Source organism: Stenotrophomonas thermophila (assembly GCF_001499715.1).
GTDB lineage: Bacteria > Pseudomonadota > Gammaproteobacteria > Xanthomonadales > Xanthomonadaceae > Stenotrophomonas > Stenotrophomonas hibiscicola.
Genome location: NZ_CVIW01000056.1, coordinates 87931 through 105824 on the forward strand (window position 1 = coordinate 87931; position 17894 = coordinate 105824).

At 66.6% G+C, this 17894-nt stretch carries 14 protein-coding genes; 12 read left to right on the forward strand and 2 right to left on the reverse strand.

Going from position 1 to position 17894, the window contains the following annotated elements:
- The first annotated feature begins 46 nt into the window (after nt 1-46).
- The 5 genes from BN1263_RS17395 to BN1263_RS17415 all read left to right on the forward strand — a co-directional run bounded on the left by BN1263_RS17395 (nt 47) and on the right by BN1263_RS17415 (nt 5475).
- Nucleotides 47-1168: a 4-oxalomesaconate tautomerase gene (locus BN1263_RS17395; RefSeq protein ID WP_058982932.1), complete on the forward strand. Its 1122-nt coding sequence runs from the start codon at nt 47-49 to the stop codon at nt 1166-1168.
- Nucleotides 1169-1243: 75 nt separating this feature from the next.
- A complete protein-coding gene (locus BN1263_RS17400; RefSeq protein ID WP_058983059.1) occupies nt 1244-2302 on the forward strand; it encodes an ABC transporter substrate-binding protein in 1059 nt (352 codons plus the stop codon).
- Between the two features lie 13 nt (nt 2303-2315).
- Nucleotides 2316-3149, forward strand: a complete 834-nt coding sequence (locus BN1263_RS17405) for an ABC transporter ATP-binding protein (RefSeq protein WP_014647218.1) — start codon at nt 2316-2318, stop codon at nt 3147-3149.
- Nucleotides 3133-3909, forward strand: coding sequence for an ABC transporter permease (locus BN1263_RS17410; protein WP_005409726.1), 777 nt, complete (start codon nt 3133-3135; stop codon nt 3907-3909). Before BN1263_RS17405 ends, BN1263_RS17410 begins: the two co-directional genes overlap by 17 nt.
- Nucleotides 3910-4041: 132 nt before the next feature.
- On the forward strand, nt 4042-5475 hold the full coding sequence (locus BN1263_RS17415) for an OprO/OprP family phosphate-selective porin (RefSeq protein WP_058982935.1): 1434 nt from the start codon (nt 4042-4044) through the stop codon (nt 5473-5475).
- 24 nt (nt 5476-5499) lie between these two features.
- Here BN1263_RS17415 and BN1263_RS17420 read toward each other — a convergent pair whose 3' ends face one another.
- Nucleotides 5500-6747, reverse strand: coding sequence for an arsenic transporter (locus BN1263_RS17420; protein WP_058982937.1), 1248 nt, complete (start codon nt 6745-6747; stop codon nt 5500-5502).
- Between the two features lie 294 nt (nt 6748-7041).
- Here BN1263_RS17420 and BN1263_RS17425 point away from each other — a divergent pair, with 294 nt between their 5' ends.
- Nucleotides 7042-8223: a serine hydrolase domain-containing protein gene (locus tag BN1263_RS17425; protein ID WP_058982938.1), complete on the forward strand. Its 1182-nt coding sequence runs from the start codon at nt 7042-7044 to the stop codon at nt 8221-8223.
- A 106-nt stretch (nt 8224-8329) separates the two neighbouring features.
- Nucleotides 8330-8542: a hypothetical protein gene (locus BN1263_RS17430; RefSeq protein WP_010485683.1), complete on the forward strand. Its 213-nt coding sequence runs from the start codon at nt 8330-8332 to the stop codon at nt 8540-8542.
- A 99-nt stretch (nt 8543-8641) separates the two neighbouring features.
- On the opposite strand, the gene BN1263_RS17435 is transcribed toward BN1263_RS17430, so the two are convergent.
- The gene (locus BN1263_RS17435; protein ID WP_058982940.1) at nt 8642-9199 is read right to left on the reverse strand and encodes a fasciclin domain-containing protein; all 558 of its coding nucleotides are present in this window, start codon (nt 9197-9199) and stop codon (nt 8642-8644) included.
- Nucleotides 9200-9619: 420 nt separating this feature from the next.
- Here BN1263_RS17435 and BN1263_RS17440 point away from each other — a divergent pair, with 420 nt between their 5' ends.
- The 5 genes from BN1263_RS17440 to xylB all read left to right on the forward strand — a co-directional run bounded on the left by BN1263_RS17440 (nt 9620) and on the right by xylB (nt 17865).
- Entirely contained in the window at nt 9620-12748 is a 3129-nt protein-coding gene (locus tag BN1263_RS17440) for a TonB-dependent receptor (protein WP_058982942.1), read from the forward strand.
- A gap of 129 nt (nt 12749-12877) precedes the next feature.
- Nucleotides 12878-13636, forward strand: coding sequence for a SapC family protein (locus tag BN1263_RS17445; protein ID WP_058982944.1), 759 nt, complete (start codon nt 12878-12880; stop codon nt 13634-13636).
- 3 nt (nt 13637-13639) lie between these two features.
- Complete coding sequence (locus BN1263_RS17450) at nt 13640-14662, forward strand: cupin-like domain-containing protein (protein ID WP_080398869.1); 1023 nt, start codon at nt 13640-13642, stop codon at nt 14660-14662.
- Nucleotides 14663-14676: 14 nt separating this feature from the next.
- Nucleotides 14677-16206, forward strand: coding sequence for a tryptophan halogenase family protein (locus BN1263_RS17455; protein WP_058982946.1), 1530 nt, complete (start codon nt 14677-14679; stop codon nt 16204-16206).
- 165 nt (nt 16207-16371) lie between these two features.
- Nucleotides 16372-17865 carry a xylulokinase gene (gene xylB, locus BN1263_RS17460; protein ID WP_058982948.1) on the forward strand — a complete coding sequence of 498 codons (1494 nt, stop codon included), beginning with the start codon at nt 16372-16374 and terminating at the stop codon, nt 17863-17865.
- Nucleotides 17866-17894: the final 29 nt, after the last annotated feature.

The following is a 17894-nucleotide window of genomic DNA, read 5'->3' on the forward strand; positions in this document are numbered from 1 at the left end:
CACAGAGGGGTCATTCATCCCCTATACGCATCAATCTAGCACACGTATGTCCAACGATCTGCTCAGCATTCCCTGCGTGCTCATGCGCGGCGGCACCTCCAAGGGCCCGTTCTTCCTGGCCAGCGACCTGCCGGCGGACACCGCCGAACGCGATCGCCTGCTGCTGGAAGTGATGGGCTCGGGACATCCGCTGCAGATCGACGGCATCGGCGGTGGCAACGCGCTGACCAGCAAGGTGGCGATCATCGACCGCTCCAGCCGCCCGGACGCCGATGTCGACTACCTGTTCGCCCAGGTACGGGTCGAGCAGCAAGTGGTGGATACCTCGCCCAACTGCGGCAACATGCTGGCGGCCGTAGGCCCGTATGCCATCGAGCGTGGGCTGGTGCAGGCGCAGGATCCGCAGACCGAAGTGCGCATCCACAACGTCAACACCGGCAAGTTGATCATCGCCACGGTGGAAACGCCCGGCGGCAATGTGGCCTACCGCGGTGATACGCGCATTGCCGGCGCGCCGGGTTCTGCCTCGCCGGTCAGGCTCGCTTTCCTTGATGCAGCAGGCGCCCGCACCGGCAAGCTGCTGCCCAGCGGGCATGCGCAGGAAACCATCAATGGCGTGCCGGCCAGCCTGGTGGACTGCGCCATGCCGATGATGCTGGTGCGTGCCGAAGACCTGGGCGTGCGCGGTGATGCCTCGCCCGCCGAACTGAACGCGGACGCGGCGTTCATGCGCCGACTGGAAGCGCTGCGCATCGAGGCGGGCGCCCGCATGGGCATCGCCGACGCCGGCAACAAGGTCATTCCCAAGCCGGTGCTGCTGTCGGCGCCGCAACAGGGCGGCGATCTGCAGGTGCGCTATTTCATGCCGCACCAATGCCACACCGCACTGGCCATTACCGGCGCGGTCGGCCTGGCCACCGCCGCCGTCACGCCGGGCACGCTGGCCCACACTTTGGTCGGATGCCGGTCCGTTCCCGGCAGCATTACCCTCGAACATCCGAGTGGGGCCCTGGAGGTGGGCCTGAGTCGCAGCTCGGGCGATTCGCCGGTGATTGCCAGCGTGGTCCGCACCGCACGCCGCTTGTTCGAGGGGCGCGTGTACGCGACTTCGCCCGCGCCCGCCACGGCCAGTGCCACCCAAGCCCGCCAATGGACGTCAGCGGCATGATCTGAACCCGGACGGGCCTGCGTAGACGCGCATGCCCGCCATTACAACGTAGATGCTTCACTCCTGGGAGGGATGATGTACAAGCAGTTCTTGATGGCCGCGCTGTGCGTGGCCGGGCTGGCCGCGGCCGGATGCAGCAACAGCGGGCGCGTGGAAGGCGCGACCGCCGGCAGCAGCGACAACGCACCGGTGCGCATCAGCGTCGGCTCCTACAACCTCAACAACCTGCCGTTCTTCATTGCCGACGCCAAGGGCTACTTCAAGGACGTCGGCCTGCAGGTGAAGACCGAGAACTTCGCCCAGGGCGGCTCCAAGGTGCTGCAGGCGCTGGTGGCCAATTCCACCGACGTAGCCGTCGGCTTCTACGACCACACCATCCAGATGCAGGCCAAGGGCAAGGACGTGGTGGCCTTCGTACTGCTCTCGCGCAACTCCGGCCTGGTGATGGCCGGCCGCGAGGATGCCACCTTCGATCCGGCGCGCCCGGAGACCATCAAGGGCCAGAAGGTCGGGATCACCGCACCGGGCTCCTCGTCCGACTTCTTCGTCCGTCACTTCCTCGCCCAGCACGATATTCCGGCCGACAGCATCTCGTTGATCGGGGTCGGCTCGGGCGCCGCAGCAGTGGCCGCGCTGGAGCAGGGCAAGATCGACCTGCTGGTCAACTATGATCCCGCCGCCACCCTGATCACCGAGCGCAAGGTCGGCAGGATCCTCCTCGACGCGCGCAGCGATGACGGCGCCCGCCAGGTCTATGGCGGCCTGTACCCGACCTCGGTGATGTACGCCAACCAGAGCTTCCTGGACAAGCGCCCCGAAGCGGCCGAGAAGATCGCCCGCGCCGAGCAGATGGCCTTGAAGTTCATTGCCGACAACAGTGCTGAAGACATCGTCGCTGCGCTGCCGGACAGCTACGTCTCCGGTGACCGCGCCACCTATGCCCGCGCGGTGGAGAACGCGCGCGCGATCTTCACCCGGGACGGTCACTTCACGCCCGCCGATCTGGAAACACCGCTGAAGGTGCTGCGTGAGTTCAACACGGATGTCGCCAAGGCCGATATCGATCTGTCCCGGACCTACACCAATGCCTTCGTCGAGCGTGCCAACGCTGCGGCGCCGGCTGCCCAACCGTAAGCGGAGGTAACCCATGGCCCTCAATGCCACCGTGCGCCAGTTCAATGGCGCACCGCAGCTGGAGCCTGCACAGACCATGGTCGCCATCAACAAGGTGACCATGTCCTTCGGCGAATTCACCGCCGTACGCGATGTCGACATCCAGGTGGGTGACGGCGAGTTCCTTGCCATCGTCGGACCCACCGGCTGCGGCAAGAGCACCATCCTCAATTCCGTGGCGGGCCTGCTGAAGCCGTCGTCGGGTCAGGTCAGCATCGATGGCCGTGCCGTCAGCGGCGTGCAGGAGTCGGTCGGCTACCTGTTCCAGCAGGACGCGCTGCTGCCGTGGAAGACCGCGTACCAGAATGTTGAACTCGGCCTGCGCTTCCGTGGTGTGCCCGAGGCCGAACGCAAGGCCAAGGCCAACGCTTGGCTGGCCAAGGTCGGCCTGGCCGGCTTCGAGCATCGCTACCCGCACCAGCTGTCCGGTGGCCAGCGCAAGCGCGTGCAGATGGCCCAGGCGTTGATCGTCGAGCCGAAGGTGATCCTGATGGATGAGCCGTTCTCGGCGCTGGACATCCATACCCGCCACCTCATGCAGAACGAGCTGCTGCGGTTGTGGCAGGAAGACCGGCGCTCGGTGATCCTGATCACCCACGACCTGGAAGAAGCGATCGCCTTGGGCGACCGCGTGGTGGTGCTGTCCTCCGGCCCGGCCAGCCGCGTGGTGCGCAGTTTCGATGTGGATCTGGAACGGCCGAGGAACGTGGCCGAAATCAAGCTGGATGACCGTTTCACCGACCTGTACCGCGACATCTGGGCCTGCCTGCGCGGCGAAGTGGAGAAGAGCTATGCACGCCAAGACTGACAAGTTCATCCAGCTCGCGCTGGTGGTCGCCGTGTTCGGCGGCTGGGAAGGCGGTATCGCGCTGGGCGTGATCGATCCGTTCTTCTTCCCTTCGCCAACAGCGATCGTGCAGCAGGCCTGGACCTGGCTGTCCGATACCTCGTTCTACCAGCACGTCTACATCACCCTTACCGAAACCGCGCTGGGCTACATCATTGGCACCGGCCTGGGTGTGGCCGGCGGCGTGTGGCTGGGCCTGAGCCGACGCTCGGCGCGCATCCTCGACCCCTTCATCAAAGGCTTCAACGCAATTCCGCGCGTAGTGCTGGCGCCGATTTTCGTGCTGTGGCTGGGCCTGGGGCTGTGGTCGAAGGTGGCGCTGGCGGTCACGCTGGTGTTCTTCACCACGTTCTTCAATGCCATGCAGGGCGTGCGCGAGGTGAATCCGGTGGTGCTGGCCAATGCCCGCATCCTGGGCGCAAGCCGCAGTGACCTGCTGCGCCATGTCTACTTCCCCGCAGCGGCGAGCTGGATCCTGTCTTCGCTGCGTACTTCGGTCGGCTTTGCCGTGGTCGGTGCGATCATCGGCGAATACCTCGGCGCCTCGGCGGGCCTGGGCTACCTGATCGCGCAGGCAGAAGGCAACTTCAACGCTGTGGGTGTGTTCGCCGGCATCATCATCCTGGCCGCCTTCGTCCTGGTCATCGACGCGCTGCTGGACGTGGTCGAGAACAAGCTGATCACCTGGCGTCCCAACGCCCAGGCACAGGCCACCAGCTGACCCGGACGGGCTGAGCCCGCCTGCCGCGCCGCCGGGCCGATCCGGCGGCGCGCGCTTCCTTCCCCGATCTTCCCCCGCACCACCGCAACGGGCCAGCGCCAGGCCAGGGGGCCGGCTGGCCGGAGAGAGCCCATGAACCATTCCAACGTGCTGCCGCTGGCAGCGCTGCCGGTCGCGCTCGGCCTGCTGTTGGCCAGCGGCCATGCCGACGCACAGTCCACGTCCTCGCTGCCCGCGCCGCTGAGCCAGGCTGAGCTGTCACGCCTGGTGCAGCAGCAGGCACTGCAGATCCAGCAACTGGAAGCACGCCTCCGCGCCGTCGAGGGCGGACAGGGCAGTGCGGGCGCACCGTCAACGCCGCCCCTGCCTGCGCTGGAAACGCGGGTGGCCGCACTGGAAACCAGCCAGTCCAGGCTGCCGAAGGTCTCCTGGGCCAAGGGTGCGCCGGAGTTCAGCAGTGCCGATGGCGCCGTGGCGTTCCGTCCGCGCGGACGCCTGTTCGTCGATGCCTCCAGCACCGACGGTTCGGCGGTCGCCGGCCGCAATGTTTCGGGTACCGAGGTCCGTTCGGTACGCTTGGGGGCCGAAGGGCGCTACGGCACCCTGGGCTGGGTCGTGGAGGGCGACTTCGCCGACAACGCGGTCGCGTGGAAGTCGGTCTACGCCACGCTGGACCACACGCTGTTCGGCCTGCCGGCCGATCTCACGATGGGCAACCGCTTGAATGATCGCGGTATCGATGGCTCCAGCAGCACGTCCAACACGCCTTTCCAGGACCGCAACGTGGTCGGCACGCTGATGCTGCCGCAGCGCGGCCTGTTCGGTGTCGGCCTGACCGAGCGCGTGTACGGCAAGAACTGGCATGCCAGCCTTTCGGTGGCCGGCAATGATCTCAACAACGCCGGCACCGACAACGACAGCCAGACCTGGGCCACGCGCGTGCATTGGAACCCGGTGGCCAACGACGCAGTCACGGTGCACCTGGGGGCCTGGGCCTTCCACGAGGAGATCGCCGCAGGCGCCAGCGGCGTCGTCCGCAGTTCGGCCATCGCCGGGCACTTCAACGACCTGGTAAAGATTGCGCCGGGCACACTGCTGGGCGCCGAGCGCAGCACGGCCCATGGCGCGGAACTGGCAGGCTTCTTCGGGCCGGCCTGGGCGACCGGCGAATGGGGTACGCGCAACCTGCGCGGGACCGGCGCCAGCGGGCGCTACGATCTGGACCACGAGGCCTGGGCGATTTCGGCTGGCTGGTTCCTGGCCGGTGCAAGGCCGGCCTATTCGGGCAAGGCCGGCACCTGGGGACGCGTGAAGGTGGCCGATCCTGTCACCCGCGGCGGCGCCGGGGCATGGGAACTGAAGGGGCGCTACGAGGACGTGGACTATGCCGAGCTGCCCAGTGGCGGTACCGGCCACGCGTGGACGCTGGGTGCGAACTGGTATCTCAACGACTTCAGCCGCGTGATGTTCGAGGCGATCCGTTGGCAGACCCGCAACCGCAGCGGCACCGGCCAGGGCAGGGATGAAGGCACCACCTTCAACACCCGCCTGCAGGTGGCCTTCTAGCAGCGCATGCCGCTCGCGCGCCGATCAGAGCAGCAGCAGTGCTCCGATCAACGCCGGCGGCATCACCAGCGCGCCGACGCGCAGGAAGTCGAGCGCGCTGACATGCTCGCCCTCGCGACGCAGCGCCACCAGCCACAGCATCGTCGCCAGCGAACCGGTGACCGACAGGTTGGGCCCCAGATCCACGCCGACCAGCAATGCGGCACGGGTCTGCGCCGGCAGGTCGGCCATCTGCCCCAGCGAACCGGCGGCCAGGCCGACCGGCAGATTGTTGGCCACGTTGCTCAGCAGCGCGGCCGCGCCACCGGCCAGCCAGCTGGCCTGGCGGGGAGATGCCTGCGCCACGGCCTGCAGTGCGCTGGCCGCGCTCTGGATGACACCGGTCTGTGCCACCGCTTCCACCAGCACGAACAGTCCCGCCACCAGCGGCAGCACGCCCCAGGACACGTGGCGCAGCAGTGGCAGCGGGCTGCGCCGCTGGCGGATCGCCACCACCGCCACACTCAGCGTGCCCGCGCAGAACGTGGTCAGGCCCAATGGCCCGTTCAAGGCGGACGTGACCAGCAACACGGTGCCGGTGAACAGCACGCCCAGTGCGCTCAGCCGGCCGCCGTCGGTCAACGGGCGATGTGCCGGCGCGGCCACCAGCGGCTGGGCGATCTCGCGCCGGTGCACCCAGCGCAGGACCAGGTAGGTGGCACCGATCGCCGCCGCCGACGGCAGCGCGAACTGCGCCAGCCACTGCAGCAGCGGCGGCATGTGCTGGCCGTACACCACCAGGTTGGCCGGATTGGAAATAGGCAGCACGAAGCTGGCCGCATTGGCGATGAATGCACAGACGAACAGGTAGGGCAGGGGATTGGCGCGCGCCGCCTTGCAGGCGGCGTAGACCGCCGGGGTCAGCACCACGGCCGTTGCATCGTTGGACAGGAACACCGTCACCAGCGTGCCGACCAGGAATACCAGGTCGAACAGGCGTCGCCCGGATCCGCCCGCATGCCGCACCGCGTACAACGCCACCCAATCGAACAGGCCTTCGCGCCGCGCCAGTTCGGCCAGCATCATCATGCCGACCAGGAAGAGGTAGACGTCGCGGCCTTCGGCCACCGCGCCCCATGCGGTGTGCAGCGACACCGCGCCCAGCAACGGCAAGAGGGCGGCAGCGCACAACGCCCACACATATTCGGGGATGCGGAAAGGACGGAACAGCAGGCCGATGGTGGCAACGGCGACCGCTGCCCAGATCACGAGGGGGGCTTGGGGGGCGAGCATGGAGTGGGGCTTCAGCGGCACCGGCAGCGACCCCGGCGCAGGGGGTCCTGGCGCGCGCGATCAGCGGATGGGCGGCCGCTGCAATCATCGCAGGTTCCGGGTCGCCGCATCATACCGTGCGGCGCGGCATGGCGACCGCTGCAGTCGACCGCGCTGCAGGTGGGCCGGGGCGGCGCCCAGCCCACCTTCAGCACTCAAGCGCGGCATGACTTCAGGCACTGCGGCTTGACTACATATGTAGTCAAACTGCACACACGCTCATTGGACGAGATTGCGATGCCAAGATCCTGCTGGTTGTCCTGCGCCCTGGCCCTGGTGTTCGGCATCGCCGGGCCCACCCAAGCGGCGACGCGTGCCGAAGCCCTTGCCGCGATCGAGCGCAACGCGCGCGCCGCGCATTCCGATGCGGTCCTGGTAATGCACGACCGGGAGACGCTGCTTGAGCTGAAGCCCGCCGCGGGGCAGGAATCGGTTCACCTGATGTCGGCCACCAAGTCGGTCGTCGCGCTGGCCATTGCGTTGCTGCTGGACGAAGGAAAGCTGGCTTCGATCGATACGCCGGTCAGCCAGATCTATCCCGAATGGAAGCAGGGCAGGAAGCGCGCCATCACCGTGCGCATGCTACTGGACCATACCTCGGGCCTGCAGAACGTGGCGAACGCGGGCGAAGAGCTGGAAGGGGCCCCGGACCTGGTCAGGCTGGCACTGGCCGCCGAGCTGAGCGATGCCCCGGGTGCCGTGTTCTCCTACAACAACAAGGCCACCAACCTGCTGCCCGGTATTGTCGAGCGCCTGGCAGGCGAGCCGCTGGATGCCTACGTGGACGCGCGCCTGTTCAAGCCCCTGGGCATTGCCCACTACACCTGGATGAAGGATCAGGCAGGCACCCCGCTGGGCATGGCCGGGCTGTCCCTGCGCGCGGCCGATCTTGCCGCCATCGGGCAACTGTTGCTGGACGGAGGTGTGGCGCCGGATGGCAAACGTCTCCTGAGTGAGCAGTCTGTCGCGTTGATGACGACCGAAAGCGCCCGTGCGCCAGATGTTGGGCTGCTGTGGTGGCGGGTACCGGCCTGGGAACGCTACCAACTCAAGCCCCGGCTAGAGGATCTGCTGGTGCAAAGGAGGGTGGACGACGACGTGCAGCGCGCACTGCAGGCCAGTGCAGGGCGAGTATTCGAAAGCCGCAGCACGCTGGTCGCCTTCCTTGCCGATCAACTGGGCGCGGACTGGTCCCAGCGCTACGGCAGCCAGATCTCCGCGCGCGGCCTGAAGCTCACCGATCTCTACGACATCACACGGGGGCCGGTCGTCGGCTTCGCCGCCAACGGCTACCTGGGCCAATACCTGATGATCATTCCGGAACAGCGTGTCGTCGCAGTGCGCCTGATCCACCGGCGCGAGAGCCACAACGCTCCACAGGACGACTATCCCTCCTTCTTCGCCGATGTCCTGCAGTTGGCGCGGGCACTGCAATAGGCCCTGTCGCCATCATGTCCACGCGCGCTGAACATTTTCCTGGAGCGTTCTTCACTGTCGTGCCGCCTAAAGTGGGATGACATCTTGGCCGCACACCTACTGAAGCATGTTTGATTATCAGGACTGGACCTTCCACGCCAATGGCCGAACGGTAGTGGCGCGGGTAGCGCTGGACGGTGAAGGTGGCGGCACCATCAACCGCTACCAGCTGGTGCCGGGACCGGCACAGTCGGGGTTGTGCATCAAGGTCGCCTCCCAGGACGAGGCCGCGCAGAAACTGGAGGCCGAAGTGACGAAGCTGCTGGGACCGGTGTGGTAGCCGCTGCGCCATGCCGGCCGCGCATCCGCATGTTGACGGCGGCATGACCGGCCCGGGCAACGGGCATCGCGCCGGATGCCCGTTGCATGAGGCCGCATACTAGGGCATCAGCACGGTGTCGACCACGTGGATGACGCCGTTGGACTGGCTGACATCTGCAGTGCTGATGCCTGCCTTGCCACCCCTTGCGTCGATGATCCAGAGCTTGCCATCGTGGAGCGCCACGGTGAGAGGCTCACCCTGCACGGTCTTGAGGGTGGCCTTGCCGCCGTGCTTGCGGGCATCGGCCAGAAGCTGCGCCGAACTGTAGCTGCCCGGGACGACGTGGTAGGTCAGGATCCGGGTCAGCTGTGCCTTGTTTTCCGGCTTCACCAGCGTATCGACAGTGCCTGCAGGCAGTTTTTCGAAGGCCGCATTGGTGGGCGCGAAAACAGTGAAGGGCCCGGTGCCGTTGAGGGTGTCGACCAGGTCGGCTGCTTTGACCGCTGCAACGAGGGTGGTGTGATCCTTGGAATTGACGGCGTTCTCGACGATGGTCCTGGTGGGGTACATCTCTGCCCCGCCCACGATGACGGCGTTGGCGGCGAAAACTGAGGAGCCGGACGAAACGAGTAGGGCGAAGCCGACTGCGGCGGCGATGCGCTGAAGAGCGTTCACGGTGCGTTCCTTTCTGGATGACCCGCAAGTGCGGGCATCCTTCCTACGTCGGGTGCGCCTGACCGGATGCAGCAGCAGCCGGGTCATGAGCTGTGCCGCGCGCTGCTGGTTTGCTGCGCTGCATGGTGACAAGCGCGAACCGGGGTGATTACTCTCCGCTGCAACGCGATGGTAGCGCTACCAGTCGGACGGGGATCCAAGGTCCAGGGGCTGCCTTCTTTGCCGCGTGTTTGTCCTGGCAGGCTTGAAAAGCAAGTGTAAGTCGCGGCGTGCCCGAGCACCCGTGCTGTTCGGTTTGGAATGCGGGCCACGCCCGTGCGTGCCCCTGGGAGGGGCGGTACATCCATTCGATCGTATGTCAGAGGGGACTTTCATGAGCACTTGCAGTTTCCGCGGCACCCTGGCCCCGAGGTCCGGTTCATGAGCCGCGCATTGGCGAAGTTCCGGTCCCGGGCCATGTTCACCTTCGTGGGTGGCGCCCTGGTCATCAATCCTGCCTTTGCGCAGGACGCAGCACCGGCGACCGGGCAGCAGCCGCAGAGCCAGTCGCAGCCCACCCAGCTCGATGCAGTGCAGGTCACGGGCATACGCAACAGCCTGAGCCAGGCCATGGACATCAAGCGCGACTCGGCGGGCGTGGTCGACGCGATCAGCGCCGAGGACATCGGCAAGTTCCCCGATACCAATCTTGCCGAATCGTTGCAGCGCATCACCGGCATCTCCATCGAGCGCCGTGACGGCGAGGGCGCGCAGGTGACCGCGCGTGGCTTTGGTCCGCAGTTCAACATGGTCACGCTCAATGGTCGCCAGATGCCCGGCGCCGATGCTTTCGGTGCCTCCGGGCAGGTGGCCATCGGCGGTGTCGACGGCGGCACCCGCGCCTTCAATTTCGCGCAGCTGGCCGCCGAGGCCATCAATGGCATCGAGGTCTACAAGACCAGCCAGGCACAGGTGCCCAGCGGTGGCATCGGCGCGACGATCAATATCCTGACCTCGCGCCCGCTCGATCACGCCGGCATCGTGGCCAACGCCGGGGCGAAGCTGGTCTCCGACCAGAGCCAGCCGTTCGACAATGACCTGACACCGGAGCTGTCGGGCATTTTGAGCTACAGCAATCCGGAAAAGACCTTTGGCGTCAGCCTCAGCGCGAGCCAGCAGAAGCGCAAGGGTGGCTCGGTCCAGGCCACGGAGAACTACTGGAACGTGCAGCCGTGGACGGGGTCGATGCCGGGCAACCCGACCGTGGTCAATGCCCCGGCCGTCGGCCAGCTTTACGCGCGGCCCAACGACCTGCGCTACGCGTTCTCCGAATTCGAACGCGAACGCGTCAACGGCCAGGCGGTGCTGCAGTTCGCACCGACGGACAGCCTGACCCTGACCGTGGATTACACCTACTCGACCAACGAAATCACCGAGAATCGTGGCGAGCAGGGCATGTGGCTGCAGAACAGCAACTACACCAACGTCGAGTTCGACACCAGTGGCGCCGTCGCGACGCCGGTCTACATCCGTGAGATCGCCGGCACCAAGGATTTCGGCCTGGAACAGCAGCGCAGCATGCAGGAGTACAAGCTGGGCTCGCTGGGCTTCAACGCCGTCTGGAATGTCAGCGACCGCTTCAAGCTCAGCTTCGATGCGCACAACTCCAAGAACGAGAGCCGCCCGAATGACCCGCTGACCGGCGGTGGTTCGATCTTCATGAGCATCGCCGGCACCAACAACTGCACCCGTGGCCCGCATTGTGGCGGCTCCTGGGTGCAGGAATTGAACTTCAACAATGGCCTGCCGGTTGGCACCCAGGTCTGGTATCCCAGCACCGCCGATGCCGTCGCCGGGACCAATGGCGTGGTCAACCCGGGCTTCCAGGAAGGCGAGGTTGGCACGCAGGTGCTGCGCGTCAACGCGCAGACCCAGATCAGCGAGATCAAGCAGGCGCGCGTCGATGGCGAATGGAACTTCGACCACGGCCGCTTCCAGTTCGGCGTGGACACCAACAAGTCCACCACCCACCGCATTCAGGCCGCCGAGGCCTACTCCACCCTGGGTGACTGGGGCGTGGCCAACGTGGACCGGGATACCGCCGCGGGCCTGATGGACCTGCTGCAGCCGGTCGGCATCGTCGGCCTGTTCGACGACTACAGTGCCAACAGCTGGCCGGCCTGGCGCGGCAATGCCGGACAGCTCGCGCAATGGGCATCTGGCGAGTACGGCGTCGGCCTGGGCGTGAATCCGCAACGCGCGGCCGACAACTTCGTGGAAGAGAAGACCAAGGCGGCGTACTTCCAGGTGGAACTGGACGGGGAACTGGGCGGCATGCGCACCAACACCCGCCTGGGCGTGCGCTATGAAACCACCGACGTGGTGTCGACCTCGGTCATTGCCGTTCCCGAATCCATCGAGTGGCAGGCCAACAACGATTTCCGCATCGTGCTGTCCGATGAGCAGCAGCCCTTCACGGAGAAGGCGCGGTACAGCTACATCCTGCCCAACCTCGATTTCAGCATCGACCTCACCGAGGAACTTAAGGGCCGTGTGTCGTTTGGCAAGAGCATCGCCCGCGCGCCGTACGGCAATCTCTATGCGGGACCCGGGGCCCAGCAGCCGTTCGGCTCGGTGCTGATCGATCCCTCCTCGCGCGCCAGCGGCAATTCCCAGAACCCGAGCCTGAAGCCGCTGGAATCGGACAACCTCGACCTGGGGCTGGAGTGGTACTTCGCCGATGCCAGCTATGTGTCATTGACCTACTGGAACAAGTCGGTCAGCAACTTCATCGGCAACACCGTCGTCCAGGAAAGCCTGTACGGCCTCACCGACCCCACCTCCGGGCCGGATGCACGGGCGGCGTTGGACTTCCTGACCAGCGGCGCCTGCGTCGCCCAGGTCGGGCCGGCCAACGCGGCCGCCTGCTCGGCCAACGACACCTCGCTGTTCACCGCACTGGCGTTGCTGCGCAACAATCCTGCTGGCCTGGGCGCCTACAACGGAACCGATGCGCAAGTTCTGGCCACCGAAGCGGCCTACGATCTGTATGGGCAGGCCAACGATCCGCTGTACCAGTTCAACGTCAATCGCCCGATCAACCAGAACAAGTCCAAGCTGCACGGCTGGGAGCTGGGCGGGCAGTACTTCTTCGGTGACACCGGGTTCGGCGTACTGGCCAACTACACGGTGGTGAAAGGTGATGTCGGCTACAACAACGGCGGCGATCCGGGTATCGACCAGTTCTCGCTCACCGGCCTGAGCGACACCGCCAACGCCATGCTGATGTACGAGAAGTACGGGTGGTCGGTGCGACTGGCATGGAACTGGCGCGATCAGTACCTGATCCTGGCCAACCAGGGCTCCAGCCGCAATCCGTACTATGTGGAGCCGTACGAGCAGTGGGATCTCAGCGTCAACTACGCGCTCGATGACCACTGGTCCTTCAGCCTGGAGGCGATCAACCTGACCGGTGAGGATGTGCGGTGGCGCTCGCGCACGTCGCAGATGATCGTCAAGCTGGCAGACCAGAGCCCGCGCTACATGCTGGGCGTCCGCTACAAGTTCTGAACCTGGTTGCCGATGCGTCCGGCACGGCACCGCTGCCCGCCAGCGGTGCCGTGCCGGGACGGTGTCGCCGCACCTGTCGCGCCTGCGCTACCCTGCCGGCCAGCAACCCACACTGGACTGGATACCCTGATGGCCCGCTACGAAATGCTCAACAACATCGCGCATCGGGACCTGAAGGTCGCCACCGGATTCGGGCCGCAGTTCGGCGATGCGGTGGGCATGGTGCCGGCCTATCCCAGCGAGTTCGCTGAACTGCAGCGTGAGTATCCGATCTTCCTGCGCAGGGAAACCGGGACAGAAGCGTGGCAGTCCGTGGCCCTGCTGGGTTTCGAACAACACGAGAACCTGTTCCTGCAGGACGGGCGCTGGAATGCCTCCTACCTGCCTGGTGCGGCCGCCAAAGGGCCGTTCCTGATCGGGTTCCAGGAGCACTACGTGGATGGCCTGCTCACCCAGGATGCGGTGATGCACGTGGACCTGGACCATCCGCGCGTCACCGCCGGCGCCGGTGAGCCGGTGTTCCTGCCGCAGGGCGGCAACACGCCCTACCTGGACCACATCGCCGGCGTGCTGCGCGGCATCCACGAGGGAAGTGCCTTCGCGGCCGGTATGTTCACGATGCTCGACGACTGCGGGCTCATCCAGCCGGTCACGCTTGATGTGCAGCTCGCGTCGCATCACCGCGTGGGCGTGAGCGGATTGCACGGCATTGACCGCGAGCGCCTGGCGGCGCTGGACAGTTCACGCCTGGCTGCGTTGAACCGCGCCGGTTACCTGGAAGGTGCGTACCTGATGCTTGCCTCGCTGCATAACATGCGCCGCCTGATCGCCGAGAAGCAGCGCCGTCTCCGCGTCCAGGACGGCACCACGCAGGCGGTCAGGAACTGACCGGTGCACGCCAGCCTGCCGATGCGGATCCTGGAAGGCATCGATCCTGCCGCGTTGCCATTGGCTGACCTGGTGGACGCCGGTGAGCCGGTCGTACTGCGCGGCATCGCCAGCGGTTGGCCACTGGTCCAGGCCGGACTGGGCGGCGTGCACGACGCGATGGTGTACCTGTGCAGCGTCGATGCGGGTGCGCCCATCCAGTACTCGTTCGGCGGCCCCGAGATCGCGGGCCGCCCGTTCTACAGCGCGGACTTCACCCGGCTGAACTTCGAAGTGCGGCGTGGCGGTCTGGCCCAGGTGCTGGAAGAGATCGCCACGACGCTGCATGCGCCTCGGCCGCCAACCTATTACGTGGCCTCGCTGCCGATCGAGCGGGCACTGCTGCCGGCATTCGCGCAGGCCAACGACGCCGGGCTGGCGAAGCAGGGCATCGACGCCACCGCCGGCATCTGGATCGGCAACCGGGTGACGGCCTCGTGCCATTTCGACACACCCGACAACCTCGCCTGCTGCGCGGTGGGGCGGCGTGAGTTCACCCTGTTCCCGCCCGCCCAGATCGACAACCTCTATCCGGGCCCGCTCGATCCCACGCCGGGCGGACAGGTGGTCAGCGTGGTGGACTTCGAGCGCCCCGACTTCGATCGGCATCCACGTTTCCGCGAGGCGCTGGCGCATGCACGCAGCGCGGTACTTGGACCCGGCGATGCGATCTTCATTCCCAGCATGTGGTGGCACCATGTACGCAGCCTGGAGCCGTTCAACGTGCTGGTGAACTACTGGTGGCGAAGCTCGCCGGCCTGGCTGGGGTCGCCGCTGGCGGCGCTGCAGCACGCGATGTGGTCCGTGCGCGACCTGCCAGCGCGTGAGAAGCAGGCCTGGGAAGGGCTCTTCCGTTACTACGTATTCGGCCCCGGCGAGCGCGCGGGGCAGCACCTGCCTGATGCCGCGCGCGGGGATCTGGCACCGTTCGACGAGCAGCGCGCCCGCCGCATGCGCGCGATGCTGCTGGGCAGGCTCAACCGTTGAGAGAGGGCACCGCGTTGGATACCGAGAGCACGCCTGCAGGGCGCATCCGCAAGGTGGTCATTGCCGGTGGCGGTACAGCGGGATGGCTGGCCGGCTGCGCGCTGGCGCACCAGTTCCGTGACCAGCTGCAGATCACGCTGGTCGAGTCCGAGCATATCGGCACGGTCGGCGTCGGTGAGTCCACCGTGCCGCCGATCCGCACCTTCCATCGCTTCCTGCAGATCGATGAGCAGGAGTTCCTGCGCGCGGTGGCCGGCACCTTCAAGCTGTCGATCTCGTTCGAGAACTGGCGGCTGCCGGGGGATCGCTTCTTCCATCCGTTCGGCACCATCGGCCATGGCACCTGGGCGGCTCCCTTCCATCACTTCTGGCTGGACAGCCTGCGCCGCGGCATGCCCTCGGACCTGGGCGACTTCTGCCTGGAGAGCATCGCGTCGCGCGGCGACCGCTTCTCGCTGCACACCCAGCCGCAGGCCAGCTATGCGTATCACTTCGATGCCAGCCTGTATGCGCGGTTCCTGCGCGGCAGGGCCGAGGCCAACGGCCTGCGCCGGATCGAAGGCAGGATCGCCCAGGTCAGGCAGCACGCGCACGACGGCTCGGTTCAGGCGCTGGTACTGGACGACGGCCAGGTGATCGAGGGCGATCTGTTCATCGACTGCACGGGGTTCCGTGGCCTGCTGATCGAGCAGGCGCTGGGCACCGGCTACGAGGACTGGCACGAATGGCTTCCGTGCGACCGGGCCGTGGCGGTGCAGACCGAAGCGGTGGCGCCGCCGGTGCCCTATACCCGGGCGATCGCCCACGAGGCGGGGTGGCGCTGGCACATCGCGCTGCAGCACCGCGTAGGCTGTGGGCTGGTGTATGACAGCCGCCATCTGTCTGATGACGAGGCCGCCGCGAAACTGCTGCGCGATGCAGGGGCTCCACCTTTGCGCGACCCATGGAACGTGCCGTTCCGCAGCGGGCGCCGGCTGAAGGCCTGGAACGGGAACGTGGTGTCGCTCGGGCTGGCCAGCGGTTTCATCGAACCGCTGGAGTCGACCAGCATCCATCTGACGATCAGCGCGGTGGTGCGCCTGATCCAGTTGTTCCCGTTCGACGGCATCAGTGCGTCGCTGGTGCAGTTGTACAACGATGTCAGCCGCCAGGAAATGGAGCACGTGCGCGACTTCATCATCCTGCACTATCACGCAACGCAGCGCACCGAACCGATGTGGAAGGCGTGTCGCGAGATGAGCGTGCCCGGATCGCTGCAGCAGCGGTTGCAGGCGTGGCGCGAGCGTGCGCACGCCTGGCAGGACCCCGGCGAGCTGTTCCGCGTCGAGTCCTGGACCAGCGTGCTGCTCGGGCAGGGCATTCCGCCAGGCCCGCCGCATCCGCTGGCGCGGGCAGTGAGCGACGCCGATCTGCGCACCCTGTTGAAGGGCATCCAGCAGCCGGTGCAGCAGGCCGCCGCGCAGATGCCGACCCAGGCGGAGTTCATCGCGCAGTACTGCAGGTCCGGCGTTGACGTGTGGCGTTCGACGGCAGCAAACGCATAGCAGGGTTTTGCGTTGCAGCACGCTTTTTCCGCTGCAGCTGGTTACAGTGCGGGAACACCGCAGGCGATGACGCATGCGGTGGCAACGAGGGGGCCGGACAGCACGCCCCCTTTTTGAGTCCACGGAATGTTAGCGCTACCTTTTTGTTGATCGGAGGCGGTTTCGATGGGTCTGGTTGCAGGGATCGATGCAGGGACGCAGAGCCTGAAGGTGCTGGTCTACGACCCGCAGGCGCAAGCGGTGGCCGCCGTCACCAGCGCGCCGCTCACGCTGGACAGCGGTGCCGACGGCAGCCGTGAACAGGCGCCTGCCGACTGGGTGTCGGCCCTGCGCGACTGCTTTGCCAGGATCGACCCCTCGCTGCGCGCTCGCATCGTCGCACTGGCGGTATCGGGGCAGCAGCATGGGTTCGTGCCGGTTGATGATGCTGGCGAGGTACTGGCGCCGGCCAAGCTGTGGTGCGACACCAGCACCTCGGCCGAATGCATCCAGATCATGGACGCCGTGGGCGGATTCCAACGGACCATCGCGCTGGCGGGCAACCCGATCCTGGCCGGCTACACAGCGTCCAAGCTGCCCTGGACCAGGATCCACCGTGCCGACGCCTATGCGCGGCTGGCGACCATCCTGCTGCCACACGACTACCTGAATTTCGTGTTGACCGGGCAGCGGTTCTGCGAGCTTGGCGATGCGTCCGGAACCGGCTGGCTGGACGTGCGCACACGCACCTGGTCGCAGGAACTGCTGCGCGCCACCGATCCTGATCGTGATCTTGCCGCCTGCCTGCCGCCGATCGCCGCACCCGACGCCCTGTTTGACATCGCGCCGAAGGCCGCGGCCGCGCTCGGGCTTGCAGCGGCGGTGAAGGTGGCCGTTGGCGGCGGCGACAACATGATGGCCGCGATCGGCACTGGCTGCGTCACCGAAGGACGCCTGGCGATGAGCCTGGGAACGTCTGGAACGCTGTTCGCCTATTCCAGCGCGCCGGTGATCGACGCGGACGGCGCCTGGGCCGCCTTCTGCTCTTCCACGGGAGGATGGCTGCCGCTGATCTGCACCATGAACTGCACCGTGGCGACCGAACAGGTGGCCCGTGCCTTCGGCTTCAGCACTCGCGACGGCGATGCGCACCTGCGCGCGACGCCACCGGGAGCAGGCGGGCTGGTGATGCTGCCCTTCCTCAATGGCGAGCGTACGCCGGACCTGCCGCTCGGCAAGGGTGTGCTGGCCGGCCTGGACACCGCCAATTTCACCCCGGCGCATGTGTACCGCGCCGCCATTGAAGGCGCGACCTACAGCCTGAAGTACGGCTACGACGCCTTCGTCCGCGCGGGCATGCAGTTTGATCGCATCGTGCTCACCGGCGGTGGCAGCAACAGCGCTGCCTGGCGTCAACTGGTGGCCGATGTGTTCGGCCTGCCCGTGGAGGTCCCGGTGCAGGCCGAAGGCGCGGCGTTTGGAGCGGCGCTACAGGCGCTGTGGTCGCTCGCCCGATCGCAGGGCAACGCCACTTCGATCAGCGACATCACCGCGCGGCACGTCACCGTCGATCCCACGCTCTCCGCGCGCCCGGATCCGGACCGCAGCGATGCCTATGCACGGGCCTACGCACGCTTCCTCAGTCATCTTGATGCCATCACGCCGCTGCAGCGCGGCTGATGGCTCCTCCACGACACCCCGTACAACGA